Source organism: Microbacterium sp. GW821-FHT01D02 (assembly GCF_059422585.1).
Genome location: NZ_JBWKXB010000001.1, coordinates 1,103,326 through 1,129,261 on the forward strand (window position 1 = coordinate 1,103,326; position 25,936 = coordinate 1,129,261).

The 25,936-nt window shown below is 71.2% G+C and carries 25 protein-coding genes and 1 riboswitch; of the genes, 7 read left to right on the forward strand and 18 right to left on the reverse strand.

Annotated elements, in window-relative coordinates; all coding sequences use genetic code 11:
* Positions 1-78: 78 nt before the first annotated feature.
* Positions 79-909 carry an SDR family oxidoreductase gene (locus AC07VM_RS05435; protein ID WP_021198290.1) on the reverse strand — a complete coding sequence of 277 codons (831 nt, stop codon included), beginning with the start codon at positions 907-909 and terminating at the stop codon, positions 79-81.
* Positions 910-955: 46 nt separating this feature from the next.
* Positions 956-1,714 carry an SDR family NAD(P)-dependent oxidoreductase gene (locus AC07VM_RS05440; protein ID WP_494910285.1) on the reverse strand — a complete coding sequence of 253 codons (759 nt, stop codon included), beginning with the start codon at positions 1,712-1,714 and terminating at the stop codon, positions 956-958.
* Positions 1,715-1,917: 203 nt separating this feature from the next.
* Here AC07VM_RS05440 and AC07VM_RS05445 point away from each other — a divergent pair, with 203 nt between their 5' ends.
* Positions 1,918-2,643 (forward strand): phosphotransferase, encoded by a 726-nt coding sequence (locus AC07VM_RS05445; protein WP_494910286.1) that lies wholly within the window; start codon positions 1,918-1,920, stop codon positions 2,641-2,643.
* 2 nt (positions 2,644-2,645) lie between these two features.
* Positions 2,646-2,999 (forward strand): CHY zinc finger protein, encoded by a 354-nt coding sequence (locus AC07VM_RS05450; RefSeq protein ID WP_494910287.1) that lies wholly within the window; start codon positions 2,646-2,648, stop codon positions 2,997-2,999.
* A 21-nt stretch (positions 3,000-3,020) separates the two neighbouring features.
* Here the strand turns inward: AC07VM_RS05450 and AC07VM_RS05455 are convergent, their stop codons facing one another.
* The 3 genes from AC07VM_RS05455 to AC07VM_RS05465 form a co-directional block, all read right to left on the reverse strand.
* The gene (locus AC07VM_RS05455; RefSeq protein WP_494910288.1) at positions 3,021-3,812 is read right to left on the reverse strand and encodes an energy-coupling factor transporter transmembrane component T family protein; all 792 of its coding nucleotides are present in this window, start codon (positions 3,810-3,812) and stop codon (positions 3,021-3,023) included.
* The gene (locus AC07VM_RS05460) at positions 3,809-5,266 is read right to left on the reverse strand and encodes an ABC transporter ATP-binding protein (RefSeq protein WP_494910289.1); all 1,458 of its coding nucleotides are present in this window, start codon (positions 5,264-5,266) and stop codon (positions 3,809-3,811) included. Before AC07VM_RS05460 ends, AC07VM_RS05455 begins: the two co-directional genes overlap by 4 nt.
* On the reverse strand, positions 5,266-5,910 hold the full coding sequence (locus AC07VM_RS05465) for an ECF transporter S component (protein ID WP_267416151.1): 645 nt from the start codon (positions 5,908-5,910) through the stop codon (positions 5,266-5,268). Before AC07VM_RS05465 ends, AC07VM_RS05460 begins: the two co-directional genes overlap by 1 nt.
* Positions 5,901-6,012: riboswitch (TPP riboswitch) on the reverse strand. Its footprint overlaps the gene before it by 10 nt.
* Before the next feature lie 82 nt (positions 6,013-6,094).
* On the opposite strand from AC07VM_RS05465, the gene AC07VM_RS05470 reads away from it, so the two are divergent.
* On the forward strand, positions 6,095-7,897 hold the full coding sequence (locus AC07VM_RS05470) for a D-alanyl-D-alanine carboxypeptidase family protein (protein WP_494910290.1): 1,803 nt from the start codon (positions 6,095-6,097) through the stop codon (positions 7,895-7,897).
* A gap of 159 nt (positions 7,898-8,056) precedes the next feature.
* Here the strand turns inward: AC07VM_RS05470 and AC07VM_RS05475 are convergent, their stop codons facing one another.
* Together AC07VM_RS05475 and AC07VM_RS05480 are read right to left on the reverse strand one after the other, a co-directional pair.
* Positions 8,057-10,324: an ABC transporter ATP-binding protein gene (locus AC07VM_RS05475; RefSeq protein WP_494910291.1), complete on the reverse strand. Its 2,268-nt coding sequence runs from the start codon at positions 10,322-10,324 to the stop codon at positions 8,057-8,059.
* Positions 10,321-12,048 carry an ABC transporter ATP-binding protein gene (locus AC07VM_RS05480; protein WP_494910292.1) on the reverse strand — a complete coding sequence of 576 codons (1,728 nt, stop codon included), beginning with the start codon at positions 12,046-12,048 and terminating at the stop codon, positions 10,321-10,323. Before AC07VM_RS05480 ends, AC07VM_RS05475 begins: the two co-directional genes overlap by 4 nt.
* A gap of 268 nt (positions 12,049-12,316) precedes the next feature.
* Here AC07VM_RS05480 and AC07VM_RS05485 point away from each other — a divergent pair, with 268 nt between their 5' ends.
* Both AC07VM_RS05485 and AC07VM_RS05490 read left to right on the forward strand, forming a co-directional pair.
* Positions 12,317-13,363 carry a hypothetical protein gene (locus AC07VM_RS05485; RefSeq protein ID WP_494910293.1) on the forward strand — a complete coding sequence of 349 codons (1,047 nt, stop codon included), beginning with the start codon at positions 12,317-12,319 and terminating at the stop codon, positions 13,361-13,363.
* Positions 13,360-13,758: a GntR family transcriptional regulator gene (locus tag AC07VM_RS05490; RefSeq protein ID WP_494910294.1), complete on the forward strand. Its 399-nt coding sequence runs from the start codon at positions 13,360-13,362 to the stop codon at positions 13,756-13,758. Before AC07VM_RS05485 ends, AC07VM_RS05490 begins: the two co-directional genes overlap by 4 nt.
* 66 nt (positions 13,759-13,824) lie before the next feature.
* Here AC07VM_RS05490 and AC07VM_RS05495 read toward each other — a convergent pair whose 3' ends face one another.
* Positions 13,825-14,886, reverse strand: coding sequence for an enoyl-CoA hydratase/isomerase family protein (locus AC07VM_RS05495; RefSeq protein ID WP_494910295.1), 1,062 nt, complete (start codon positions 14,884-14,886; stop codon positions 13,825-13,827).
* A gap of 111 nt (positions 14,887-14,997) precedes the next feature.
* Here AC07VM_RS05495 and AC07VM_RS05500 point away from each other — a divergent pair, with 111 nt between their 5' ends.
* On the forward strand, positions 14,998-17,109 hold the full coding sequence (locus AC07VM_RS05500) for an ATP-binding cassette domain-containing protein (RefSeq protein WP_494910296.1): 2,112 nt from the start codon (positions 14,998-15,000) through the stop codon (positions 17,107-17,109).
* Positions 17,110-17,212: 103 nt separating this feature from the next.
* Here the strand turns inward: AC07VM_RS05500 and AC07VM_RS05505 are convergent, their stop codons facing one another.
* A complete protein-coding gene (locus tag AC07VM_RS05505; protein WP_267416161.1) occupies positions 17,213-17,662 on the reverse strand; it encodes a hypothetical protein in 450 nt (149 codons plus the stop codon).
* A gap of 175 nt (positions 17,663-17,837) precedes the next feature.
* On the opposite strand from AC07VM_RS05505, the gene AC07VM_RS05510 reads away from it, so the two are divergent.
* Complete coding sequence (locus tag AC07VM_RS05510; protein WP_494910297.1) at positions 17,838-18,170, forward strand: SdpI family protein; 333 nt, start codon at positions 17,838-17,840, stop codon at positions 18,168-18,170.
* Between the two features lie 61 nt (positions 18,171-18,231).
* Here AC07VM_RS05510 and hemL read toward each other — a convergent pair whose 3' ends face one another.
* The 9 genes from hemL to hemG form a co-directional block, all read right to left on the reverse strand.
* Positions 18,232-19,554, reverse strand: coding sequence for a glutamate-1-semialdehyde 2,1-aminomutase (gene hemL, locus AC07VM_RS05515; protein ID WP_494910298.1), 1,323 nt, complete (start codon positions 19,552-19,554; stop codon positions 18,232-18,234).
* 20 nt (positions 19,555-19,574) lie between these two features.
* On the reverse strand, positions 19,575-20,552 hold the full coding sequence (hemB, locus tag AC07VM_RS05520) for a porphobilinogen synthase (protein ID WP_267416164.1): 978 nt from the start codon (positions 20,550-20,552) through the stop codon (positions 19,575-19,577).
* Positions 20,549-21,346 carry a uroporphyrinogen-III synthase gene (locus tag AC07VM_RS05525; protein ID WP_494910299.1) on the reverse strand — a complete coding sequence of 266 codons (798 nt, stop codon included), beginning with the start codon at positions 21,344-21,346 and terminating at the stop codon, positions 20,549-20,551. Before AC07VM_RS05525 ends, hemB begins: the two co-directional genes overlap by 4 nt.
* A 6-nt stretch (positions 21,347-21,352) precedes the next feature.
* Entirely contained in the window at positions 21,353-22,342 is a 990-nt protein-coding gene (gene hemC, locus AC07VM_RS05530) for a hydroxymethylbilane synthase (RefSeq protein WP_494910300.1), read from the reverse strand.
* Positions 22,343-22,347: 5 nt separating this feature from the next.
* Positions 22,348-23,028 (reverse strand): hydrogen peroxide-dependent heme synthase, encoded by a 681-nt coding sequence (hemQ, locus tag AC07VM_RS05535; RefSeq protein WP_494910301.1) that lies wholly within the window; start codon positions 23,026-23,028, stop codon positions 22,348-22,350.
* A gap of 79 nt (positions 23,029-23,107) precedes the next feature.
* Positions 23,108-23,380, reverse strand: coding sequence for a hypothetical protein (locus tag AC07VM_RS05540; protein WP_267416168.1), 273 nt, complete (start codon positions 23,378-23,380; stop codon positions 23,108-23,110).
* Positions 23,367-23,774 (reverse strand): phage holin family protein, encoded by a 408-nt coding sequence (locus AC07VM_RS05545; protein WP_267416169.1) that lies wholly within the window; start codon positions 23,772-23,774, stop codon positions 23,367-23,369. The genes AC07VM_RS05540 and AC07VM_RS05545 overlap by 14 nt, the downstream gene beginning before the upstream one ends.
* Positions 23,775-23,776: 2 nt before the next feature.
* Positions 23,777-24,214 carry a hypothetical protein gene (locus tag AC07VM_RS05550; protein WP_267416170.1) on the reverse strand — a complete coding sequence of 146 codons (438 nt, stop codon included), beginning with the start codon at positions 24,212-24,214 and terminating at the stop codon, positions 23,777-23,779.
* 150 nt (positions 24,215-24,364) lie between these two features.
* Positions 24,365-25,936, reverse strand: coding sequence for a protoporphyrinogen oxidase (hemG, locus tag AC07VM_RS05555; protein ID WP_494910302.1), 1,572 nt, complete (start codon positions 25,934-25,936; stop codon positions 24,365-24,367).

Here is a 25,936-nt window from a genome sequence, read left to right on the forward strand (position 1 = left end):
TGCCCGGCCCGCTCTGCCGCGAGCGGATGCTCTCCGTTTCGGCCTCGTCCTCCCGCGCGCGGTCGAGTGCCGGCGGGCTCAGTCGAGGAAGATGTCCGGGAAGAGCGCGCTGTCGGGGGTGCCGGGGATCGCCGCGTAGCCGGAGAAATCGGTCACGCCGTCGGCCTCGAGCACATCCTCCACGATGAGCGTCTGGCCGGTGTACGACGCGGCCGGCTTGAGCAGCACGGCGTACGCGGCATCCGCGTAGATGTCGGGCGTGCGGCTCGCGGCCATGACCTTGTCGCCGCCGAGGAGGTTCTGCACCGCCGCCGTCGCGATCGTGGTGCGGGGCCACAGCGTGTTGGCCGCGATCCCGTCACGGGCGAACTCCGCGGCGAGGCCGAGCGTCGCCATGGTCATGCCGAACTTCGCGAGCGTGTAGCCGGTGTGCGCGCCGAGCCACTTCGGCGTCGGGTTCAGGGGCGGCGAGAGGGAGAGGATGTGCGGGTTCTCGGCGTCCTTGAGGATCGGCACCGCCGCGCGCGACAGCATGAACGTGCCGCGCACGTTCACGTCCTGCATCAGGTCGTACTTCTTGGCGTTCAGGTCGAGCGAGCGGGAGAGGTCGATCACGCTGGCGTTGTTGATCACGATGTCGATGCCGCCGAACTCGCCCTGGGTCTTCATGACCGCTTCGGTGATGTCGTCGTCATCGCGCACGTCGCCGACGATCGGCAGGGCCTGCCCGCCGGCCGCGCGGATCTGCTCGGCCGCGGTGTGGATCGTGCCCTCGAGCTTCGGATGCGGGGTGTCGGTCTTCGCGAGCATCGCGATGTTCGCACCGTCGGCGGCGGCACGCAGCGCGATCGCGAGGCCGATGCCGCGGCTGCCGCCCGACATCAGGATGGTCTTGCCTGCAAGGGACATGGGTTCTCCTGGGTTCTGATCGCGAAGGGGGAAAGCGGCCGCGGGGTCAGCGCGGTGCCATGCGGATGGCTCCGTCGAGGCGGATGGTCTCGCCGTTGAGGTAGCCGTTCTCGACGATCTGCTGCACGAGGGCGGCGTACTCGTCGGGACGGCCGAGGCGCGACGGGAAGGGGACCTGCTGGCCGAGCGAGTCCTGCGCGGCCTGCGGGAGCCCCATCAGCATCGGGGTCTCCATGATGCCGGGGGCGATCGTGCAGACGCGGATGCCGTGGCGTGCGAGCTCGCGCGCCACGGGGAGCGTCATGGCGTGGACGCCGCCCTTGGAAGCCGAGTACGCGGGCTGGCCGATCTGCCCGTCGAACGCCGCGACGCTCGCGGTGTTGACGATGACGCCGCGCTCCTCGTCGTGCAGCTCGTTCTGGGCGATCACGGCGGAGGCCTGCGAGATGACGTTGAACGTGCCGACGAGGTTGATGCGGACCACGCGCTCGAAGTCGGCGAGCACCGCGGGGTTGCCCTCGCGGTCGAGCACCTTGGCCGGCGGCGCGATGCCGGCGCAGTTCACGACGACGCGCAGCGGGGCCGCGGACTGCGCGGCTGCGACCGCCGCACGCACCTCGTCGGCGCTGGTGACGTCGGCGGCGACGAAGAGGCCGCCGAGCTCGTCCGCGAGCTCCGCCCCCTTCGACGAGGCGAGGTCGATGATCGTGACGTGCGCGCCCGCGGCGACGAGTCGGCGCGCGGTCGCCAGGCCGAGCCCCGAGGCTCCGCCTGTGATGAGGGCACCCTGTCCGCTGATCTGCATCTGATGTTCTCCTTCGAACGTCGTCGTGCGACTGAGTTTCAGCCTACGTGGTTCCTGGTTCCACCACGAACCTCTGATGCGGTCGGTCCCGACGCACCGATCGGATGCTGCCGACGACCGGGGACCGCGTCGAGAGCGAGCCTACGACACCGTCTCGACGATCCGCTCTCGATGGCTCCGCGCCCGTCGGGCAGGATGGAGACGTGAGCATCCCCTCCGCATCCGTCGAGGTCCCGCCGCGCGTCCTCACCCTCGCCCGCGGTGCCACGCTGACCCCGGTCTGGCGCAACGGCCTCGGCGGTCTGACGTTCCGCACCGACGACAGCCGCTACATCAAGTGGGGTCCGCTGGACGACGAGGCGAACATGCGCGACGAGGCGGAGCGCCTGCGGTGGGCGCGCGCCTGGATCGCGGTCCCCGAGGTGATCGAGCAGGGGCAGGATGACGCGCATGAATGGCTCGTCACCGTCGCGATCGATGCGAGTAGTGCCGTGGGTCCGCGCTGGGCCGACGAGGCGGAGAAGGCCGTGCGCGCGGTCGGCGAAGGGCTCCGCGCCCTGCACGACGCCCTGCCCGTCGCCGACTGCCCCTGGGAGTGGAGCACGGACGGGCGGATCGCGGGCGCGGCGGCGCGCGGCATCGTCGTTCCGGATGACCTGATCCCGGCGCCGCCGATCGACCGGCTGGTGGTGTGCCACGGGGACGCCTGCATGCCGAACACCCTGCTGGACGCCGCCGGCCGGCCCGTCGCCTTCGTCGATCTCGCCGCCCTCGGCACGGCCGACCGCTGGGCGGACATCGCCGTCGCATCGATGAGCACCGAGTGGAACTTCGGGCCCGGCTGGGAGGACACGCTCATCGCGGCCTACGGGATCGAGCCCGACCGTCAGCGCCTGGAGTACTACCGCCGACTCTGGAACGAGACGTGAGCATGACCCCGCCGCCCCTCGACCGCCCCGCCGTGCTCGGCGCCGTCGTCGACGACATGACCCGGTGCGTGCACTACCGCGGCCCGACCGACATCATCGCGATCCGCTTCGCCTGCTGCGGCGACTACTACCCCTGCCACCGCTGTCACGAGGAGGCGGCGGGACATCCGGCGGAGCAGTGGGCACCAGAGCAGCACGACACCGCGGCGATCCTGTGCGGTGCGTGCGGGCACGAGCTCACGATCGCCGAGTACTTCGCGGTGACGGCGTGCCCGCGATGCGCGGCCCCGTTCAACGAGCGGTGCGCCCTGCACCGGGATCTCTACTTCCGGACGGAGCCCCTCGCCGGCCCCTGACCGATCCGACAGGGACGGCGGTCAGGCGCTCGGCCCGAGGATGAAGTTCCACGCCCCGGTGGCCACGGCTGCGGCGATCGCGATGCCGGAGATCGCCGCGCCGACGGCCAGCAGCGTCCACTCGGCCGCGCCGAACCGCGACTCGCGTGCCCAGGTGCGACGCCCGGGGGCACCGAAGCCCCGCGCCTCCATGGCGGTGGCGAGCTTCGCGCCGCGGCGGATGGAGAGCACGAGCAGCGCGAAGGCCATGCCGAGGAAGCGCCGGATGCGTCCGCGATCGGCCACGCCCCTGGCACGCCGCGCGAGCTCCAGCGCACGCCAGTCGTCGAGGAAGAGCCCCACCATGCGCAGCCCCGCGAGGGCGCCGAGCACGAACCTCGCCGGCAGCCGCAGGACCTGCCCCAGCCCGTCGGCCAGGTCGGTCGGATCCACCGTGATGAACAACACCACCGAGGGCAGCGCGATCGCGAGCACGCGCAGCATGGTGGCGAGCGCGAGAGCAAGCGACCCCTCGCTGATGCGCAGCACGAACCAGTCGACGTACACGACCCCGCTCGTCTCGCCGTAGAGCGCGATGGTCAGTCCGGTGAGCGGTGCGGCGAGCCAGACCGGCCAGGTCCGCACCCAGAACTCGCGCCAGCCGATGCCGGCGAACAGGAACAGCACGAACTCCAGCAGCAGCGCCACGGACGCCGACACCGGATCCAGCGTCAGGATCAGCGGCACCGCGATCAGGGCGCTCACGCCGAGCTTGGCCACCGGATTGATCGCGGCGATGGCACCGGTGCGCGCACGTGTGTCGAGCACGGTCATGCCGCACCCCCGAGTTCGAACCGCTCGGCCCGCAGCGCCCGCGCGACGTCGATGTCGTGGGTGATGGTCACGATCGCGGACCCCTCGTCGCGGAGGGCCGCGAGCATCGCGACGAGCTCGGCCCAGGTGCGGGCGTCCTGCCCGAACGTGGGCTCGTCCAGCACCAGCACGCGCGGCCTGGTCGCGATCGCGGCGGCGACCGTGAGCCGGCGCTTCTCACCCCCGGAGAGCGTGTACGGGTTGGCGGCGGCGAGGTGGTCGAGGCGCAGTCGTGCGAGAAGCTCGTCGCTGCGGACGGCGATCTCCTCCTCGGTCATGCCGAGCGCGCGCGGGCCGACGGCCAGCTCGTCGCGGACGGTCTTGGCGAGCAGCTGGTGCTCGGGCTCCTGGAAGACCATGCCGATGCGCGTCAGCAGGTCTTTCGACGCCCAGCGGATCGGCGACGCGTCGGCGCCGTCCGCCAGCCGAGCGGATGCCGTCAGCGCTCCGCCGGCGGGCGGGAGGAGGCCGGCGAGGGTCAGCCCGAGCGTGGACTTGCCCGCTCCGTTCGGCCCCGTGATCGCGAGCACCTGCCCGGCGTGCACGTCGAGGTCGATGCCGGTGGCGACCGGACGTCCCTTGACGCGGGCGACGGCCAGGCCGCGCGCCGAGAGCAGGGCGTCCCCGGGGGCCGACCGCGGAGGAGGGGGCGTGGCCGGCGCATGCCCGGGCACCCAGACACCGTCCGCGGCGAGTCGCGCCCCCTGCGCACCGAGGACCTCTGCGGGCGCTCCGTCGGCGATCACTCCTCCTGCCCCGATCACGATCACACGGGTGATGAGCGGCAGCCAGACCTCGAGTCGGTGCTCCACGACGATGAGCGTCGCCGGCCGCGCCTGCAGCATCCGCTCCACCGCGTCGCGGACCTCGATCACCCCGGCGGGATCGAGGTTCGCGGTCGGCTCGTCGAGCAGGACGAGTCCCGGACGCATCGCCAGCATCCCGGCGAGCGCCAGCCGCTGCTTCTGGCCGCCGGACAGCGCCTTGGTCGGGTGGTCGAGCGGCACATCGAGCCCGACCGCCTCCAACGCCGACTCCACGCGCGGCCAGATCTCCTCCCGGGGCACGCCGAGGTTCTCGCAGCCGAACGCCACGTCATCCCCTGCACGCGCCAGGATGACCTGCGAGTCGGGGTCCTGCAGCACGAGCCCGGCACGGCCGCGGGTCGCGACGGCGGGAGCACCGTCGACGAGCAGGTCGCCGGTGCTCTCGCCCTCCTCCTCGCCGCCGAGCACGCCCGCGAGGCCGTGCAGCAGGGTGGACTTGCCGGCACCGGACGCGCCGAGCACCAGCACGCGCTCCCCCGGCTCGATGCGGAAGGAGACGTCGCGCAGCGCCCAGGCGAGACGACTCGCGTGCCTCCACCCCCAGCCGCGTGCCTCGACGGCGGCGGGAACGGCCCCGTCCGCCGCCATCAGACGCGGACGCGCGCCTCGCGCCCGGAGCCGAACCGGTCGAGGGCTCCGGTCGCGGCGATGCCTCGCGCCAGCACCCAGGACAGGGCTCCGGCGATGACGGCTCCGGAGATGACCGTGCTGATCAGGTAGATGGTCGTGAAGGCGGGACCGGAGCCGGCGTACCAGAGCACGAGGTTGTTGATCCCGCCGGCGAGGGCGGCGCCCGCGCCCGCGAGGATCGCCACGGGCAGCGACCAGCGACGGTAGAAGAAGAGCAGGAAGATCAGTTCGGCGCCGAGGCCCTGCACGAGGCCGGCCTCGAGCGTGAGGAACCCACCCCACTGGTTGCCGATGAGCGCGGAGACGACGGCCGCGAGCAGCTCGACGTAGATCGCCGCGCCGGCCTTGCGGATGATGAGCCCGCCGAGCACGCCGGCGAAGAGCCACGGACCGTCGAGGAGACCCTGGACGCCGGGGAGCAGCGGCTCCAGCAGCGCCTTCGGCCCGAGGTAGCCGACGTTCCAGGCGAGGAAGATCAGGCCGGCGGCGACGCCGATGACGCTGGCGACGACGATGTCGACGATGCGCCAGCGTAGGAAGCTCCTGGCCGGGGCAGGTGCCTGCGTCTTCGCGGATGCGGACGTGGATGTGGACGTGCTCATCTGAACTCCTCCCTGCGCTGGCATGACCCAGATCAGGTTCGACGGTCGAAGCGCGATTCGCTCCCTCTCAGCCCGGCTCGCCGGACTCCCGTGGTTGTGCTGACGATCCTACCCGCTGGCGACACCCCGCGCCCCCGGGGGCTCCGCGCCGCGGAACGCTCCAGGGATTCGGTACCGTAAGCGAGTGACCGCAACAGATCCCGCCGACGAGGCGACGGGCGTCGTCAGCGACGACAGCTCTCCGGCCGGTGTCCCCTCCGGCCCCGACGAGAGCCTCCCGGTCGCACCGGATGCCGCGGACCCCGCTCACAGCAGCACCTCGTTCGCGGCCGATCGGCTGTTCGCGGGCGACGCGCTGCCGCCCGATGCCTCCGTCGCTCCCGCGATCCCCGTCGACGCGGCCGTGCTCGATGCCCTGTTCACCGGGGACAAGGGGGCCGGCTCCGAGCCCGTCCTCTCGCCCGAGCCCGTCCTCTCCCCCGAACCGGGCCTCACGCCCGAGCCGGCGGTCCCGACCGACTCCACGCCTCCGCTGACCAAGCCGCCGTTCGTCCCCTCGGGGCGCCGCACCCGGGAGCCCTCTCCCGAGGATGCGGATGCGCTGGCGGATGCGACCGCCCCGCAGTGGGCGGATGAGGAGACCACCGCGACCGCGCTGACCTGGGTCGATGCCGCGGAGGTCGCCGCGCACTCCCCGCTCGCGACCCTCGACGAGACGGCCGAGGTCGAGAAGGGCGGCGGCCTCCTGCGCGGCGCACAGCTGCGACCGGCGATCCTCCGTCCGGGGATCCTGGTGCCGCTGGCCACCCTCGTCGGCCTCGTCGCCGCATACGCCGGCACGACGCTGCTCTGGCCGCTGCACGAGGTCCCTCCGACCGTGGAGTCCGTCGCGTTCGAGCCCGTCGCCGCGCCCGCGGCCGCCGTCACGTGGCCCACCTCAGGCAGCGGAGCGGTCGGCATCGCGGGCATGAGCACCAGCGCATCCGGCACCGCTCCGGTGAGCATCGCGAGCATCACCAAGGTCGTCAGCGCCCTGATGGTGCTCGACCGGATGCCCCTCGCGCCCGGCGAGCAGGGACGCGAGTTCTCCTTCACCTACTGGGACAGCGTCAAGTACTGGGACTACCGGCGCAGCGACCAGTCCGCCCTCGACGTCCCCGTCGACGGCGTGCTGACCGAGTACCAGATGCTGCAGGGCACCCTTCTGGGCTCGGCGAACAACTACATCGACCGCCTGGCCTCCGAGATCTGGGGCTCCGACGAGGAGTTCGCACGCGCCGCCGAGGTCTGGCTGCGCGAGCGCGGCCTCAGCGGCATCACGGTGGTGACGCCGTCCGGCTTCGACGAGCGCAACGTCGCCACGCCCGCCGCCCTGATCGCCCTCGGCGAAAAGGCGATGCAGAACCCCGTGTTCGCGGAGATCGTCGGCACGAAATCAGTCGACCTTCCCGGCGCGGGCACCGTCGTGAACACCAACGGCATGCTCGCCGACCCGGGCGTCGTCGGCATCAAGACCGGCACGCTCGTCGGCTGGAACCTCCTCACCGCGAAGGACGTCACGATCGGCGACACGACGGTGAAGCTGTACGCCGCCGCGCTGAACCAGGCGGACGACAAGGCGCGCCTGGCCCTCACCCGTTCCCTGTTCGCTCAGGCCGAGGCGGAGCTGGAGGCGCAGGCACCGGCCGTCCCCCAGGGCACGGTCGTCGGCCGGGTCACCACGCTGTGGGGCGAGAAGGTCGACGTCGTCGCCGACGCCGACGCCGACGTGGTCCTGTGGAACGGCGCTCTCCCCACGTCGACCGTCGCCTTCGATCTCGGGGACGAGCGCGACCAGGACGGCACGGTCGGCACGCTGACCACGGTCGGCCCGATCAACACGACCTCGACGCCGCTGGTCCTGGCGGAAGACGTGGCCGACCCGAGCCCGTGGTGGCGGCTGACCCACCCGCTGGAGCTCCTCGGCATCACGACCGAGAAGCCCTGACCGCTTCACCGACGCCTGGCGCTGCCACCGACGCGTGGCACTACCACCGACGCGTGGCACTACCCCGACGCGTGGCACTACCGCCGCCGCAGCAGCACTGCCGCCGCAGCACGACGCCCCACCCCGGATGACCGGAGTGGGGCGTCGGCGTCTCGCTGATCAGGCGCGGGGGCCGGAGCCGTCCGCTCCGTCCTCGAGCAGCGACTGAGCGGCGGCGGTCTCGGCAGCCGGGACGTTCGCCCCGACCGAGGCTCCGGCCACCGCGGCTGCCGACTCGGACAGCGCGCTCTCGCCCGCGCCCGCCTCGCCGGTCACGACCACGGGCGTGGAACCGGTGAGCGCGTCCTCGGCGTCGATGTCGGTCGCCGCCTGCTCGAACTGCGACTGGTACAGCCGCCAGTAGGCGCCCTGCGCGGCGATGAGGTCGTCGTGCGTGCCCTTCTCCACGATGTCGCCGTGCTCCATCACGAGGATGAGGTCAGCGTCGCGGATGGTCGACAGGCGGTGCGCGATCACGAACGACGTGCGTCCCTCGCGGAGCGCGGCCATCGCGTGCTGCAGCAGCAGCTCGGTGCGGGTGTCGACCGCCGACGTGGCCTCATCGAGGATGAGGATCGACGGCTGCGCGACGAACGCCCGGGCGATGGTGATGAGCTGACGCTCACCCGCCGACACGTTCGCGGCATCCTCGTCGAGCACCGTGTCGTAACCCTCGGGGAGGGCGTGCACGAAGCGGTCGACGTAGGTCGCCTTGGCGGCGGCGAGAACCTCTTCATCGGTCGCGGTGGAGCGACCGTAGCGGATGTTCTCGCGGATGCTGCCGGCGAACAGCCACGGGTCCTGGAGCACCATGCCGGTGCGGGATCGCAGCTCGTCGCGGGTCACCTCGGCGATGTCCTGACCGTCGAGCATGATCCGTCCGCCGCTGAGCTCGTAGAAACGCATGATCAGGTTGACCAGCGTCGTCTTGCCCGCGCCGGTCGGACCGACGATCGCGACCGTCTGACCCGGCTCCACCCGGAACGACAGGTCCCGGATGAGCGGACGATCCGGCGTGTACGAGAACGCGACGTTCTCGAACTCGATGACGCCCTTGCCCTCCACGAGCTCGGGAGCATCGGCGTCGTCGGCCTCCTGCTCATCCGCGTCGAGCAGCTGGAACACCCGCTCGGCGGATGCCGTGCCGGACTGCACGACGGCGGCCATGCCACCCAGCTCGGACAGCGGCTGCGTGAACTGCTGCGAGTACTGGATGAACGCCTGCACGTCACCGAGACGGAGCTGGCCGTTCGCGACCATCAGACCACCGAGCACCGCGATGCCCACGTAGCTGAGGTTTCCGACGAACATCATGGCGGGCATGATGATGCCGGACAGGAACTGCGCCTTGAAGCTCGCCTGGAACAGCTCCTCGTTCTCGGCCTGGAACTTGTCCAGCGCGTCCTTCTCACGTCCGAAGACCTTCACCAGCGCGTGGCCGGAGAACGCCTCCTCGACGCGGGCGTTCAGTCGGCCGACCTTGCGCCACTGCGTGCCGAACGCCTTCTGCGAGCGGGGTCCGATCACGCCGAAGATGATGCCCATCAGCGGCAGGGTGACGAGGGCGACGAGCGCGAGCTGCCAGGAGATCGAGAACATCATCACGAGCACGCCGATCACGGTGAGCACCGAGGTTAGTGCACCGGAGAGCGACTGCTGCATCGTCTGCGTGATGTTGTCGATGTCGTTCGTGACGCGTGAGATCAGCTCACCGCGCTGCACCTTGTCGAAGTACGCGAGCGGCAGGCGGTTGATCTTCGCCTCGACCGATTCGCGCAGTCGCCACATGGTGCGCACCATGATCACGTTGATGACGTAGCCCTGGATCCACGTGAGGAACGCCGCCGCCACGTAGATCCCGAGGACCGCGGCGATGACCAGCCGCAGCGCGTCGAAGTCGACGCCCTGGCCGACGGTGAAGTCGCCGAGCGCGCCGACCTGGTTCGCGTAGTCGTCCTGGCCACGCGCGCGCAGCGCCTCGATGACGGTGTCCTGCGGCGTGCCGGCCGGGAAGCCGGGGAGGCCGTCGGTCGACTGACCGAGCTGGATCGAGATGAACCCCTTGTAGACGAGGTTCGTCGCCTCGGCGAGCACCTTGGGCGCCGCGACCGTGAGGACCACGCCGATGGCGCCGAGGATCGACACGAAGACGAACCAGAGGGCCGACGGCTTCAGCAGTCCGATCATGCGCGCGAAGCTCGGACCGAAGTTGTCGGCCTTGCCCGGTGCCACGCTGTCCCAGTCGCCGGAGTTCTGACGGGCCTGCTCCGCGAGCTCGGCCTCGTACTTCTCCTCGGCGGTCAGCTCGACCTCGGCCACTGCTGCTCCTGCCTTGCCACGGCCACGGCCACGCTTGATCTTGCCCTGTTCGTTGCTCTGCTCGCTCATGCGTCCACCCCCAGCTGCGATTCGACGATCTCGCGGTAGGTGTCGCTCGTCTCGAGCAACTCCTCGTGCGTGCCGACGCCGACCATCGTGCCGCCGTCGAGGACGACGATGCGGTCGGCATCCGTGATGGTCGAGATGCGCTGCGCGACCACGATCTTCGTCACGTGCGGCAGCTCCCGCCACAGTGCCTGGCGCAGACGGGCGTCCGTCGTCAGGTCGAGGGCCGAGAACGAGTCGTCGAAGACGAGGATCTTCGGCTGGTGCACGATCGCACGGGCGATGGCGAGACGCTGGCGCTGACCGCCGGACACGTTCGTGCCGCCCTGGGCGATGCGGGAGTCGAGGCCGTCCGGCATCTCCTCGACGAAGTCGCGACCCTGCGCGATGTCGAGCGCGTGCCAGAGCTCCTCGTCGGTGGCGTCTTCACGGCCGTAGCGCAGGTTCGACGCGACGGTGCCGGTGAAGAGGAACGGGCGCTGCGGCACGAGGCCGATGCTGTCCCACAGCGACTCGACGTCGGCCTCGCGCACATCGGTGCCGCCGACGTGCACGGAGCCGCCGGAGACGTCGAAGAGGCGCGGGATGAGCGAGATGAGCGTGGTCTTGCCCGATCCGGTGGATCCGACGATCGCGACCGTCTCACCCGGCTGTGCGCCGAAGCTGATGCCGGTGAGCACCGGGGAGTCGGCTCCGGGGTAGGTGAACTCGACGTCGTCGAGCGCCACGGATCCGGGGACCGGGAACTCGGTGACGCCGTTCTCGGGCCGCACCAGGGTGGACTCGGAGTCGAGCACCTCGCCGATGCGCTCGGCCGAGACCGCGGCGCGCGGGATCATCATCGCCATGAAGCTCGCCATGATGACGCCGCCCATGATCTGGCCGATGTACTGCATGAAGGCGAAGAGCGTGCCGACCTGCACCGAGCCGTTGTTGACCTCGATGCCGCCGAACCAGATCACGGAGACGACCGTGACGTTGAGGATGAGCATGAACAGCGGGAACAGCAGCACGAACAGCGAGCCGACCTTGCGACCGACGACCATGATGTCGGTGTTGGCGCCGCGGAAGCGCTCCTCCTCGATGCGCTCGCGCACGAAAGCGCGCACGACGCGGACGCCGGTGAGCTGCTCGCGCATGATGCGGTTCACGTTGTCGAGCTTGCCCTGGTAGCTGCGGAACAGCGGCACCATGCGCCCGATCACGAGTGCGGCGAGGATCAGCAGCAGCGGCACCGACACCGCGATCAGCCAGCTGAGGGTCACCTCGGTTCGCACGGCGAAGATGATGCCGCCGATGGCGAGCAGCGGCGCGGTGACGAGCATGGTGGCGCCCATCATCGCGAGCATCTGCACCTGCTGCACGTCGTTGGTGTTGCGGGTGATGAGCGAGCCGGCGCCGAATTGCGACACCTCACGCTCGGAGAAGCCGCTGACCTTGCCGAACACATCGGCGCGGATGTCGCGGCCTGCGCCCATCGCGGCGCGCGCAGCGAAGTAGGTCGCGGTGACCGAGGCGATGATCTGCCCCAGCGACACCGCCAGCATGAACAGGCCGGTGCCCCAGATGTAGCCGGTGTCACCGCGCGCGATGCCGTTGTTGATGATGTCGGCGTTGAGGCTCGGGAGATAGAGAGTACCGGCGACGCTGGCGAGCTGGAAGACCAGCACGGCGAGCAGCAGCCATCGATATCGAGACAGATAGCGGACGAGGATTTTTCCCAGCACAGGCGGACTTTCTAGGAAGGATGGAACGGCGGATTTCTCGGCTGACGGATGCCGACCGACAATCGGCCACAAGACAGAGTGCCACGAACCGCCGACATTCGTATCCCCCTCAGGGAGGACCTTCGCTGAGAGCGAACCGGTTCCCGCTGCGACCAGCGCTTTCTGCACACGGGCGAACAACGGGACGACGCTCGCGGCTGCCCTCTCTTGTATTTACGACTTGACACAACTTGTGATAGACATGCGGTACAAACAGAACGGACACCGCATGACTCTGCACCCTGCCTCCCTGATCGACCCGGGCCCGTTGCTCGGCGCCGCCCTCACGCTGCCCGTGGTCTCCCTGGTGCTCGCGGCGATCATCGTCGGCGGCATCACGCTTCTGTCCCGCGAACCCGCGCGACGCCGGGGTCGCGTCCGGCTCGCCCCCTCGGCGGCCGCCGGGGTCGTCTCCCGCTACACGCCGGAGCACCGCGTGCTCGGCATCACCGCCATCGCCGTGATCCTGGCCTTCACGGTCGAGAACGTGGTCATGGGGTACTTCCTCGACCTCTACAACGTCGTCTCCTGGTGGCGCTACGCGACGCCGCTCTTCACGGCAGCCGTCGGCCTGGCGGTCCTGCTGATGTTCGTCGTGGGTCGCGGGAGCACACCGCCGGAGCGCCCCGTCCTGCCCGCCGTCCGTCGGACGTGGCGGAGTTTCAGCTCCCGCGTCGGGTCTGCGGGAGCCGCCATCGCGCTGCTCGCCCTCACGGCGACCACCGTGGCCGCCGGCCTCGCCTCGTCGAACATCGGCGACGGCCCCTACGTGTACCTCGAGATCGGCGTCCCCAACGAGGCGATCGATCCGATCCGTCCCTGGTTCTACGGCTGGGCGTACGGCATCCCCGTCCTGCTCTGCATCGTCGCCCTCGTGGGCCTCGCCGTCGGCGCGCTCCAGGCCAGTTCCGCGCGCGCGTTCCTGCGCCCCGAGACGGTCGTCGCCGAGCAGCGCGAGCGCCGAGACCTCGCGACCGGGATCGCCCGGATCGTGACCGCCTCGGCCCTCCTCGCCCTCGCGGGCGCCTGGCGCTTCATCGCGGAGGCCGGTTCGGTCAGCGGGCTCACCGTCATGGGCGACGGCGGCGACGACTCGTACGAGGCGTTCTGGCGCTACGGGGAGATCGCCGCGGTTGGCGGCTGGCTGGCACCGGTGCTCGAGATCGCGGCCTTCGCGCTGCTGCTCCTGGTGACCGCGCAGCTGCGCCCCTTCACGTACGGCGCCGGGTCCGCGGAGCCCGTCGAGGCCACCGCCGACTCGGGGGCGGCACGATGAGTCCGACGCCGAAGCTCGCACCGGCAGCCGAGGCGAATCCGGCGCTCGACATCTACCGCCAGCTGCGCGGCCTCATCGTGTCGGGGCAGCTGGGCGCGGGCGAACGACTGCCGACCGTCCGCCAGACGGCGAGCGATCTGGGCGTGGCTCCCGGCACCGTCGCGCGGGCGTACAAGATGCTCGAGGGTGAGGGACTCGTGGTCTCGCGGACGGCCGCCGGCACACGGGTCGCGGAGTCGGCCGGAGTGCTCCCTGCTTCGGTCATCCGGCGCATCCGCGACCTGGTCGAGGAGGCGGCGTCCGCCGATGCCGATCCCGACGACGTCATCGACGTGCTCCGCACCATCTGGCAGACGCGCTCCGACCCCTCCGTCATGGCCGACGGCGAGGAGTAGGCCCGGCGCACCCCACTCTCCGCGGGCGAGTCCGCCCGCGGGGGCACGAGCCGTCCGAGGGGAACGTCAGAAGAGCGGATGCTGCGGCACGTAGTCGCGCGCAGGAGCACCGGCGTCAGGGGTGAGCTCGGCGAGCGTCGGCGGGTCCCACTTCGGGTTCCGGTCCTTATCCACCAGCTGCGCCCTGATCCCCTCGACGAGGTCGGGGTGCTCGTTCACGAACCACAGCACTCGGCGGTACTCGCCCTCCAGCGCGGCGCGCAGCCCCGGCAGCTCGCGCGCCTCGCGCACGGCGTCGAGCGTGACCGTGAGACCGGTGGGGGCGAGCCCCTCCAGGAGGTCGGCGGTCGCGGCGGCTTCCGTCGTCCCCCGCGCCTGGAGACGCTCGATGATCTCGGTCACGGTCGGCGCCGAGAAGGCGTCGTCGATCCACTCGCGCGATTCCGGGAGCTGCGTGGGCTCGGGCGTCTCGTCGAACAGCAGCACGATCTCGCTGGGCCCGGTCGGGTCCGCGCGGAAGGCGAGCGCCTCGCTGAGTGCGTCGAGACGGTCGGACGGCACGAAGTGGTCGGCGAAGCCCAGGTACACGGCATCCGCTCCGCTCATGGTCGCCCCGGTCAGGCCGAAGTACTCGCCGAAGCGTCCCGGAGCGCGGCCGAGCAGCCAGGTGCCGCCGACGTCGGGGGTGAAGCCGATGCGGGTCTCGGGCATCGCGAGCTTCGAGCGCTCCGTCACGATGCGGATCGCGGCGTGGCCGGCGAGGCCGATGCCGCCGCCCATCGTGATGCCGTCGGCGAAGGAGACGACCGGCTTCGGGTACTCCGCGATCATCGCGTTCAGTGCGTACTCGGCGCGGAAGAACTCCGCCGTCTGCTCGGCCTGTCCGGCGACGATCTGCGCGTGCAGGGCACGGACGTCGCCGCCGGCGCACATGCCGCGCTCCCCCGCGCCGTCGATGAGCACGATCTGCACGTCGGTGTCGTCGCGCCAGGCGTGCAGGGCCTCGGTCAGGAGGCCGATCATCTCGACGTCGAGGGCGTTGATCGCCTCGGGGCGATTGAGCGTGAGCCGCCCGAGCGCTCCTTCGGTGCGGACGAGGACGCGGGATGCAGCGCGAGAATCGGTCACGCGTGCCAGGCTACCCCGTCGCCAGCGGCGGTATTCCGCGCGAAATGCGGGATCCGACAGGGTTTTCCGGCAGGATAGGGAGGAACTGTTCAATGCGACGAGAGGTCACGGATGCCTGAAGGACAGGTGCTCGAGTTCACGCACGTGACGAAGCGCTTCAATGAGGTGACCGCCGTCTCGGACTTCTCCGCGCGCGTCGAGCCCGGTGCCGTCACCGCATTCCTCGGGCCGAACGGAGCCGGCAAGACCACCACGCTGCGCATCCTGCTCGGTCAGCTGCGTGCCACGTCCGGAACCGCCACGATCGGCGGCACGGCCTTCGCCGAGCTCCGCCAGCCGCTGCGCACGATCGGCTCGGTCCTCGAAGAGACCGTCTACCGTCCCCGCCGCACCGCCGAACGACAGCTGACCATCGCCGCGAAGGCGAACGGCATCCCGCTGGCTCGCGTCGGCGAGGTCCTCTCCCTGGTCGGACTCGACGGAGAGGGCGACTCGCGGATCGGCGGCTTCTCCCTCGGTATGCGTCAGCGGCTGAGCGTCGCGCACGCCCTCCTCGGCGACCCCGGTGCCCTCGTCTTCGACGAACCGGCCAACGGACTCGACCCGGAGGGGATCCGCTGGATGCGGCTCCTGATGCGCCGCCTCGCCGACGAGGGCCGTACCGTCCTCGTGTCCTCGCACGTCCTCAGCGAGGTCGAGCAGGTCGCCGACAACGTGCTCGTCCTGTCCAAGGGCCAGCTCGTGCTGGCCAGCGGCATCGAGACCCTCGCCGACCCGAAGGGCGGCTCCGTGATCGTGGATGCCGCGGATCGCGGCGCACTCACGGCCGCGCTGTCGGCTGCCGGGTTCGACATCGAGGTGCTGCGCTCCGGCCTCACCGTCCGCGGCGGAGACGCCGGCACGGTCGGTGCCGTCGCCGCCGACGCCGGGATCGCCCTGAGCACGCTCGTGCAGCGCGGTCCGACGCTCGAAGACGTCTTCATCGACCTGATGCGCGGCGGCCGACTGAGCACGCGCATCGAGGACGCGGCCCCGCAGCTCGCTGCCCCCGCGACCGCTGCCCCCGTGACCGCCGAGGTCGACGGCCCCTCCGACGACGTGACGGATGCCCCGGTCGGGCCTGTCGACTCCGTGGTCGCGATTCCCGTGGCCGCGGCGGCCGCATGGGCGGCCGAAGCCGCTGCCGCTCCGGAGGGTGAGGATGTCGCGGACGACCTCGCCGCCTCCGTCGCCGCTCCGGAAGCGCCTGCTGGAGACACGACTGCTAAAGACGCGACTGCTGAGGTCGCGACTGCTGAGGAAGCACCGGCCGAGGACGCTGAAGGCGAGCCCACGGAGCAGGGATCCGCAGACGTGACCTCCGCCGACGAGCCTTCTGTCGAGGAGACCCCCGCCGACGCAGCCCCCGCCGAGGACGCCCCCGCCGAGGACACGCAGGACGAGACCGCGGCCGAGGAGTCGCCGGCGCCGTCCTTCGACCAGATCCTCTTCGGGGCGGCCGCGCCGGTCACCGCCGTCGAGCCCACCCCCGCGGAAGATGTCCGCGACAGCGTCGCCGAGATCTTCACGACCCCGCCCACCGATGCGGACGAGCCCGAGCAGGCTCCGGACCACGTCGCCGACGCCGGGCCGGAGAGCGACACCTCCTCGGAGGATGACGCCACGTCGGAGGACGAAGCCGCGCCCGAGGATGAAGCCGTGTCGGAGGACGAAGCCGCGTCCGAGGACGACCATGCCGGGGTCGAGATCTTCGCCGACCTCGACGCGGCGAGCGAGTCCGGCGTCGACGACGCCGCGTCGTCCGCCGACGGCGACACCCGCACCGACGAGGAGAGCGACGGCGAGGAGTCGGACCCCCGCTCCGCTGCTGTCAGCTCGATGCTCGCCGCAGCGGCTCGCGCCTATTACGAGGATGAGCCACGGGACTACCCGCTGAGCTCGGACGGTCAGGAAGCCGGCGAAGACACCGCGGCGGAGGGCGCCCACTGGAGCGTCGCCTCCACGGGCGTCATCGACACCGTGCCGCTGGAAGCAGACGACAGCGCCGCAGCGGCGGAGCACGGCTCCGACTCCGCGGGCGCCCCCACCGACGACGAGCACGCCGACGACGCCAGCGAGAACCCCGCGGGTGAGCACCACGAGGGCGAGCACGCCGAGGGCGAGCACCGCGAGGGTGAGCACCGCGAGGGTGAGCACCACAACGGCGACAACCACCACGGCTGAGTGCGTTCGGCCCACGAGAACGCCCTCCCGACCTGCTGGTCGCGGAGGGCGTTGTCGTTCAGGACCGATGAGCCGGCGGGCCGGTTCGTCAGGCCGGTTCGCGTCAGGCCGGTCGGGGACGGATCACGGGCCGCCGTTTCCCCTTCGACACGGGAATCGACGCGGACGCCACGATCTCCTCGACGGTCGCCGGCTCGTCCGACACGTCCAGGCGCAGCGCCTGCGTGAGGGCGACGCCGTGCCGCGTGGTGAGGATCAGTCGGCCGTACTGCTCGTCGCCTTCGAGGTCGATGACGACGCTCGGACGTCGGCGACGGATCAGGACGAAGTCGAGGCTGCCTGCCGCCTTCCAGCTGCCGGCGGCGAGCACACCGGGGATATGCGTCCCGGGGTTCGGCACGCCGCGGAGCCAGGTCCAGGCGTCTTCCGTCAGCTGGACCTTGGTGATGGTGTCGCGCGCGATCCGGAGGTTCTCCCTGTGGAACGTCGCGGCACGTTCGATCGGCGAGAGCACGACCTCCAGTTGCGTCTGGTCCAGCAGCAACGTCACCATGTCACTTAGTCTGCCAGCGCGGCCCTGCCAGTTGTCTGGAAGTTGCTCACAGGAACGCAACGATCCCTTGTCGGTTGCCACCACTCGCCCCGACCCTCGTCCCGCATCCGAGCACACGCACGTCCCCGCGGGGCTGAGCGGCGACCGTTCGAAGGGCGCGACCTAGACTGGCGGCATGGTCGTGATCGCCGTGGTCGTCCCGCTCCTGCTGCTGGTCACCACGGTGCTGGTGGAGCTGGCGGGCCGCGGTCGACTACGGCGCAACCGGATCGCCGGCATCCGCACTCGCGCGACCATGAGGAGCGACGCCGCCTGGTCCGCGGCGCACCGATCGGCCGCCCCGACGGTCTGGATCGGCTTCGCGGTGAGCGCGGTCGCCGGCATCGTCGCGCTCGTCAGCGACGGCACCCTCTCCCTCGTGTGCGGTGTCACCGTCGTGGTCGCGTTCTTCGCCACGGCCGCGGCATCGCTCATCCAGGCGGGCAGAGCGGGCGCGGCTGCGTCATAGCCCTCGCCACCATCCGGGCGCCGAGGAGCACCGGCGAGCAGGAGCGCTCGTCGCACCCGCGCTACGGACGCGCGGCCGCCGCGGCCTCGGCGGCAGCGGGGAGTGCGGCCTCGATCTGCTGCAGCTCCTCCTCGCCGTGGGCGGCGGTGAGGAACCACGCCTCGAAGACGCTCGGCGGAAGAGCCACGCCCTGTTCGCGCAGCGAGTGGAAGAACGGCGCGTAGCGGAACGACTCCTGCGCCTGCGCCTCGGCATAGTTCCGCGGCGCGGAGGCGCGGAAGGACGCGCTGAACAGGTTCCCGGCGGTCGCGACCGCATGGGTCACTCCGGCTGAGGTGAGCGCGGCATCGAGAGCGTCCGACACCCGGGCGGCTGCCGCGTCCACGGTCGCGTAGACCTCCGGCGTCGCGAGCCGCAGCGTCGCGAGGCCCGCTGCGACCGAGAGCGGATTCCCGGACAGGGTTCCCGCCTGGTACACGGGGCCGAGCGGTGCCAGCAGGTCCATGACCTCGGCGCGACCGCCGAGCGCGGCCAGCGGCATCCCGCCGCCGACGACCTTGCCGAACGTGAAGATGTCGGGGAGGTAGTCCTCGCCCGCTGCCGCCTGCAGCCCCCAGAAGCCGGCGGGGTGCACGCGGAAGCCGGTCAGCACCTCGTCGAGGATCATCAGCGCGCCGTGCGCGTGCGCGGTCTCGGCGATCAGACGGTTGAAGCCGGGCAGCGGAGCGACGACACCCATGTTGGCCGCCGAGGCCTCCACGATGACGGCGGCGATGCGCTCCCCGTGCTCGGCGAACACCGCGGCGAGAGCCTCCGGGTCGTTGTAGCCGATCACGAGCGTCTGCGCCGCGATCGGGGCCGGCACTCCGGCGGAACCGGGGAGGGCCAGCGTCGCGACGCCCGAGCCCGCCTCGGCCAGGAGCCCGTCCGAGTGGCCGTGGTAGTGCCCCGCGAACTTCACCAGCAGGTCGCGCCCGGTGGCACCGCGGGCGAGACGGATCGCCGTCATCGTGGCCTCGGTGCCGGTCGACACCAGCCGCACGCGCTCCACGGGACGGGTCTCGCCGAACCGCACGCGATCGGCGATCAGCGCCGCGAGCTCGACCTCGCCCTCGGTCGGAGCGCCGAACGACAGGCCCCGCGATGCGGCCTCCTGCACGGCGGCGACGATCTCCGGGTGCGCGTGACCGAGAAGAGCGGGACCCCAGGACGCGACGAGGTCGACGTACTCGCGACCCGCGGCATCCGTCACGCGCGCGCCCTTCGCCGAGGCGAGGAACCGCGGCGTGCCGCCGACCGACCCGTAGGCCCGCACCGGCGAGTTGACCCCACCGGGGATCACTGCGCGGGCAGCGGAGAACAGGTCGTCATTGCGGTCGGTCATGAGAGAGCTCCTCGGAGAAGTCAGTCGCGCAGCCAGCCGGCGGCCTCGGTGGCCCAGTAGGTCAGGACCGCGTCGGCCCCGGCGCGACGGATGGAAAGCAGCGACTCGAGGATGGCGGCACGGCGATCGATCCAGCCGTTCGCACCGGCGGCCTCGATCATGGCGTACTCGCCGGAGACCTGGTATGCCCACACCGGAATGCTCACGGTGTCGCGCACCTCGCGCAGCACGTCGAGGAAGGCCATCGCCGGCTTCACCATGACGATGTCCGCCCCCTCGGCCTCGTCGACGACCGCCTCGCGCACACCCTCGCGGCGGTTGCCCGGGTCGAGCTGGTACGTGCGTCGGTCGCCCTTCAGCTGCGAGTCGACGGCCTCGCGGAACGGGCCGTAGAAGGCGCTCGCGTACTTCGCGGCGTAGGCGAGCAGCAGGGTGTCGGTGAAGCCCTCGGCATCGAGCGCCTGGCGGATCACCGCCACCTGGCCGTCCATCATCCCGGACAGTCCCAGCAGCTGCGATCCGGCGCGCGCCTGGGCGAGAGCCATCGAGGCGTAGCGCTCGAGCGTCGCATCGTTGTCGACCGATCCGTCGGACGCGAGAACGCCGCAGTGCCCGTGGTCGGTGAATTCGTCCAGGCACAGATCGGTCTGCACGACGAGCGCATCGCCCACCTCTGCCGCCAGAGCCTCGGTCGCGACGTTGAGGATGCCGCGAGGATCGTCGGCGCCGGACCCCTGCGCGTCACGCACCGCCGGCACGCCGAACAGCATCACGCCGCCGACACCCGCCTCCGCGGCCTCGACGGCCGCCGCACGCAGGGAGTCGAGCGAGTGCTGGGCGACACCGGGCATCGAGCCGATCTCGACCGACTCCGTGAGGCCCTCGCGGACGAACAGCGGCAGCACGAGCTGACGGGGCTGCAGCGAGGTCTCGCGCACGAGATCGCGGACGGCCCGCGACTGACGCAGTCGCCTCAGCCGGACGTCGGGGAAGCTCACGGCGCGAACTCGTCGGCCGCGTGCGGAAGGGTGAAGTGCGACACCGCGTCGATCAGCGCGTCGACGGTCTGTCGATCGGCGACCACCGACACGGGCAGCCCCGCACGCTCGGCATCCTTCGCGGTCCGCGGTCCGATCGCGGCGAGCAGCGTCTCGTCCGGGATCTCCGGGAACTGCTCGCGTACCTGCTCGGCGACCGATCCGCTGGTGATGAGGATCGCGTTGATGCGGCCGTTCTCCACGTCGCGACGGATGCGCTCCGTCACGGGGACACCGACCGTCCGATACGCGACGACGCCGTGCACGTCGTGCCCCGCCTCGGAGAGGAGTCGGCTGAGCACGGGCTTCGCGATCTCGCTGCGCAGGGCGAGGATGCGACGCGGCTCCCGCTCCAGCGCGATGAGCTGCTGCGCCATGCCCTCGGCGGAGTTGTCCTGCTCCGGCACCAGGGTGACCTCGTAGCCGACCGCCTGCAGAGCCGCGGCGGTGGTCTCGCCGACGGCGGCGATCTTGGTCGAACGCGGCACGACCGCCCGGTGTGCGAAGAGCACGTCCACCGTGGTGGCGCTCGTGACGGTCAGCCAGTCGAACTCCCCCGCCGCGAGCTGTGCGAGCGCGGTGTCGAGCGTCGCCTGGTCGGTCGTCGGGGCGAAGTTGATGAGGGGTGCGACCACGGGGACGGCGCCCAGTACCCGGAGGCTCGCGGCGACGCTGTCGCCCCACGGCCCGCCACGGGGCACGAGGATGCGCCAGCCGTCCAGCGGTCGGTCCTGCTTGATTTCGGAAGTGGTCATGAGGATTTATTGCTCTCGGGGTACGAGGCCGGCCGCCCCTTGATCGAGCAGCCGACGGGCAACAGTGAACCCGAGCTCGCGCGCTGCGTGCATCGGGTCTGCACCATCGGCAGCATCCGCTCCATTGCCACTGCCGTTCCGACGAATATACTCCCCGTTCAGGGCTTCGGTGACGTCGAGCCCGATCCGACGGCTGCCGTCCGTGGCGTAGACGACCGTCCTGACGCGGATCGAGGAGCCGTCGACGACGGCGTGCGCGGCCATCGGCGCCTGGCATCCGGCGTCCAGTCCCTCGAGGATCGCGCGCTCCACCGTGATGGCGAGACGGGTGTCCGGATCGTCGAGGCCGGCGAGTGCCGCGCGCAGCTCCTCGGGGGCGTCCGTCCGCGTCTCCACGGCGAGCGAACCCTGGCCCGGTGCGGTCGGCCACTCGGCGAGACCGAGCTCCTCGCGACGCAGCGGCGAGTCCGATCCCAGGCGGGAGAGTCCGGCCGCCGCGAGGATCACGGCATCCAGCTCTCCGGAGGCGACGCGTGCGAGGCGCGAGTCCACGTTGCCGCGGATGTCGACCACCTCGGCACCGGGCGCACGACGGCGCACCTGCGCGATGCGGCGGGGGGATCCGGTGCCGACGGTGCTGCCGGCGCGCAGCTCGTGCAGCGGAAGCCCGTCGCGGGTCAGGACCACGTCGCGCGGGTCTTCGCGCTTCGGCGTCGCCGCGATCACGAGCCCCTCGGGGATGGCGGTCGGCAGATCCTTCAGGGAGTGCACGAGGAAGTCGCACTCCCCCGCGAGCAGCGCCTCACGCAGACGCGTGGCGAAGATGCCCTGGCCGCCGATCTCGGAGAGCGATGCACGGTTCGTGTCGCCCTCGCTGGTGATCGGGACGAGCTCGACCCGGCGCCCGGAGAGCTTCTCGAGGGCGGCGGCGACATGACCCGACTGCGCCTGCGCGAGCGCGCTGCGACGGGTACCCAGACGGATGGGGGTGCTCATGGCGATTACTGGAGGACGTCCGCGATCTCGTCGAACCGGAGCCTGCGCCCCGTGTAGAAGGGCACCTCCTCCTTCACGTACATGCGGGCGTCCGTGTAGCGCAGGTCGCGCATGAGGTCGACGAGGTCGGTCAGCTCATCGGCTTCGAGCGGCAGCAGCCATTCGTAGTCGCCGAGGGCGAAGGACGCGACGGTGTTGGCGAGCACGCCCGTGAAGGCGGCACCCTTGCGTCCGTGGTCGGCGAGCATCTTGCGACGCTCCTCCTCGGGGGCGAGGTACCACTCCGGCGTGCGCACGAACGGGTACAGGCACAGCCAGTCCTTCGGCTCGACGCCGCGGAGGAAGCCGGGCACGTGCGCGCGGTTGAACTCGGCGTCGCGGTGCACGCCCATGACGTTCCAGACGGGGAGGAGCGGACGCAGCAGCTCGGTGCGGCGCAGGCGACGCAGCGCCTTCTGCAGCTCCTCGGCCGTCTCGCCGTGGAGCCACACCATGAGGTCGGCGTCGGCCTTGAGGCCGGACACGTCGTAGAACCCGCGGACGGCCACGCCCGAGTCCTCGATGTAGGAGACGATCGTCTCGAGCTCGGTCGACTCGGTCTCCGTCACGGGGACGTCGGGATTCCGTCGCCAGACAGCCCAGAGGGTGAAGCCGGACGGGTTCTCATCGCGCTCTTCGGACATCATGCTCCCCAGTCTGCCTCGTTTGCGCAGGAGCCGCTAATCACCCCCGGGGGCGACAGACGGCATCCCGGAATGCTGTGCGTCAGCGCGAGATCGCGCGCGCGATCGCCCAGACCGCGCCCCCCACGGCAGCGGCGATGCCGACCGCGGCGGCGACCGCACCGATCGGGTTGCGGTCGGCGAAGACACGCGCCCTGGCCACGGCACGCGTCGAAGCCTTCTCGACGCGGCGAGGGATGTTGCCCTTCACCTCGATCGCCGCGAGGGCGGCCTTCAACTCGGCGCGCGCCGAGGCGACGGGGTCGACGATCCCGCCGGGAACGGCGGTGCGCGGCAGCGACTCAGAATTCGTCATCGCCGGCCTCCTTCACGAGTCGGATGTCCTCGGCGACGGCCTGCGCCGGGTTCTGGCGGGCGAGCACCTTGCGGAACTTCAGGATGCCGAGCAGCGCGAACAGCAGCACGGCGACGATCAGGATGCCGAACACGGCGATCGCCGAGAGCCACACCGGCCACCAGGACGAGAGCCCGGCGATCGCGAAGACCAGGATCACCGGCACCGCCCAGAACAGGAAGAACAGCGCGACCAGGAACCACACCGAGCCGATGCCCGCGTCCTTCGAGGTGCGCGAGATCCACGCCTTCGCGGCGTTGATCTCGGCCTTCACCAGATTCGTGACGAGTTCCGGTAGATCCCCGAGGAGGGTCAGCAGGCTGTCGTCGGCACGATCTCGGTACCCGCGGGGCATGGTCAGGCCCCGGACTTCTTCGGGGCGGCCTTGGTGGCCGCCGGCTTCTTCGCGGCGGGCTTCTTGGCGGCCGTCTTCGACGCCGGCTTGGCCGACGACGCGGTCGCCTTCGCGGCCTCGACCGCTTCCTCCGTCGCCTCCGCGAGGTCTTCCGCGGCCTCGCGGCCGGTGGCGATGGCGGAGTCGAGTCGCTGACCGGGAGTACCCGAGCCGCTGACCGACTTGGCGACCTTCACGACACCGGTCCAGATCGCTCCGGGGACGGCCGCGGCCTTGTCGCCGACGAAGCCCTTGACCTTGGTGACCTGCTCCTGCACGGGATCGAGGTGCCATACCTTGAGCCACTGCGTCTTGATCTGCTCGTAGCGCTCACGTCCGGCACGGGTGCCGAGGACGTAGCCCACGCCGAGCCCGACGACGAGTCCGATCTTCCCCTTCATGGGGTCTCCTCACCTTGTTCCGGTAGTCCGGCCAGATTCGCCCGGTTGGGACCGACCGCAGGGATTGTCGCCCCTCGATCAGGTACCCAGCGTAACCCCGTATGCCGATTTCGGCATCTATGGGTCAGAGGGTTGACACGGAGAGTCTTCTCAGTCCCACAACAGGGCGCGCCGCAGGCGGTCGGCCTCTTCACGCGCGTCCGGGACGACCTGTGCGAGGCCGGTTCCGGCGAGCCAGGCGCCCACCGCGGCGATACCCGGCACCGCCTGCACCGCTGCGCGAGCGGCGGCGCGGCGCTCACCGGATCCGATGATCGACGCGGGCTGCGACTGCACGAACCGGCCGCGATGGGCGGCGATCACCGCGTCGGGAGCGAGGGCGACGCCGAGCATGGCGGCGGCCTCGGTCCGCGCGAGCGCGGTGGCGGCCTCGTCGTCCAGACCGGAAGTGGCCGCGGGCTCGCCCTGCGCACCGAACGACACCCGCACGATCTGCTGGGTCCCCGCGGCGTCGCGCACCCAGCCCCACTTCGCCGTCGAGTGCGTGAGCGCCTTCGCGGTGTGACTGCCGGGCACTGTGAGCACGCCGGTGCCGCGCGGTGCGGCATCCAGCTCGGGCGCCTCGAGCAGAAGCGTGACGATCTCGATCTCGGGCGACGAGGCGGCGTCGGTCCGCTTCAGCGCCGGGACCGCGACCGCGAGGAGTTCCCGCGCTGCGGCCTCGGGCGTCGCCACGATCACGGCGTCGGCGGAGATCTCCTCGATCACCGGGTCGGCGCCGGCCTCCACCTCGGCGGCGCGCAGCTCGGCGACGATCGCGTCGGGGTCGTCCTCCGGAGAGAGACCTGCGGGAGCGACGGCGGTCTCGATCGTCCAGGATGCCCCGGCCCTCCGGATGCCGCGCACGCGCACGCCCGTCCGCACCTCCGCACCGAGCTGCTCCAGGTCTTCGGCGAGCGCATCGACGAGGGTGCTCATCCCGCCGGACAGCCCCTCGACGGCGGCGCCCGGCGCCTTCGCCGCGGTCGGCGCGGCGGAGGACCGGGCCGCCGCATCGTCGCGCAGGGTCTGCACCGCGCCGGAGAGGGAGCCGACCCGGGTGAGGGCGGCGTTGAGACCGGGGGCGGCGACATCGATGTCGACGTCGTCGGGCGACGCCGAGTAGACGCCGGTGGTGACGGGCGCGACGAGGCGGTCGCGCACCTTCGCCCCCATGCGCGAGGCGACCAGCTTGCCGAGGCTGAGCTGGTGACCGATCGTCAGCGGGGGACGCACCCGGTCGAGGTAGGCACGCCAGACGCCGGACCATCCGATGATGCGACGGACGTCATCCTGGAAGGGGTTGGCGGGGATGCCGAGGATGCCGCCGACCGGCAGCGGCGCCGCCCCCACGCCGGGGATGCCGGCGAGCCACGCGCCGCCCGGACGCGGGGCGACGATCCGGTCGGACAGCCCGAGATCCTTCACGAGTGCGCGCACATGGCCGCCCCGCGTGGCATAGCTCTCGGCACCGGCATCCACCGTCACGCCATCGAGCTCGACCCGGCGGATCGCGCCGCCGAGGTCGTCGTCCGCTTCGAGCAGCGTGACCCGCATGCCGACTTTCGCGCACTCGCGCGCAGCGACGAGTCCGCCGATTCCGCCGCCCACCACGACGACGTGCTTTTCCGCCGCGCGGGCGGCGAGGTCGGAGGGCTCGGCGGAAGAGGACTCAGGGGTCAT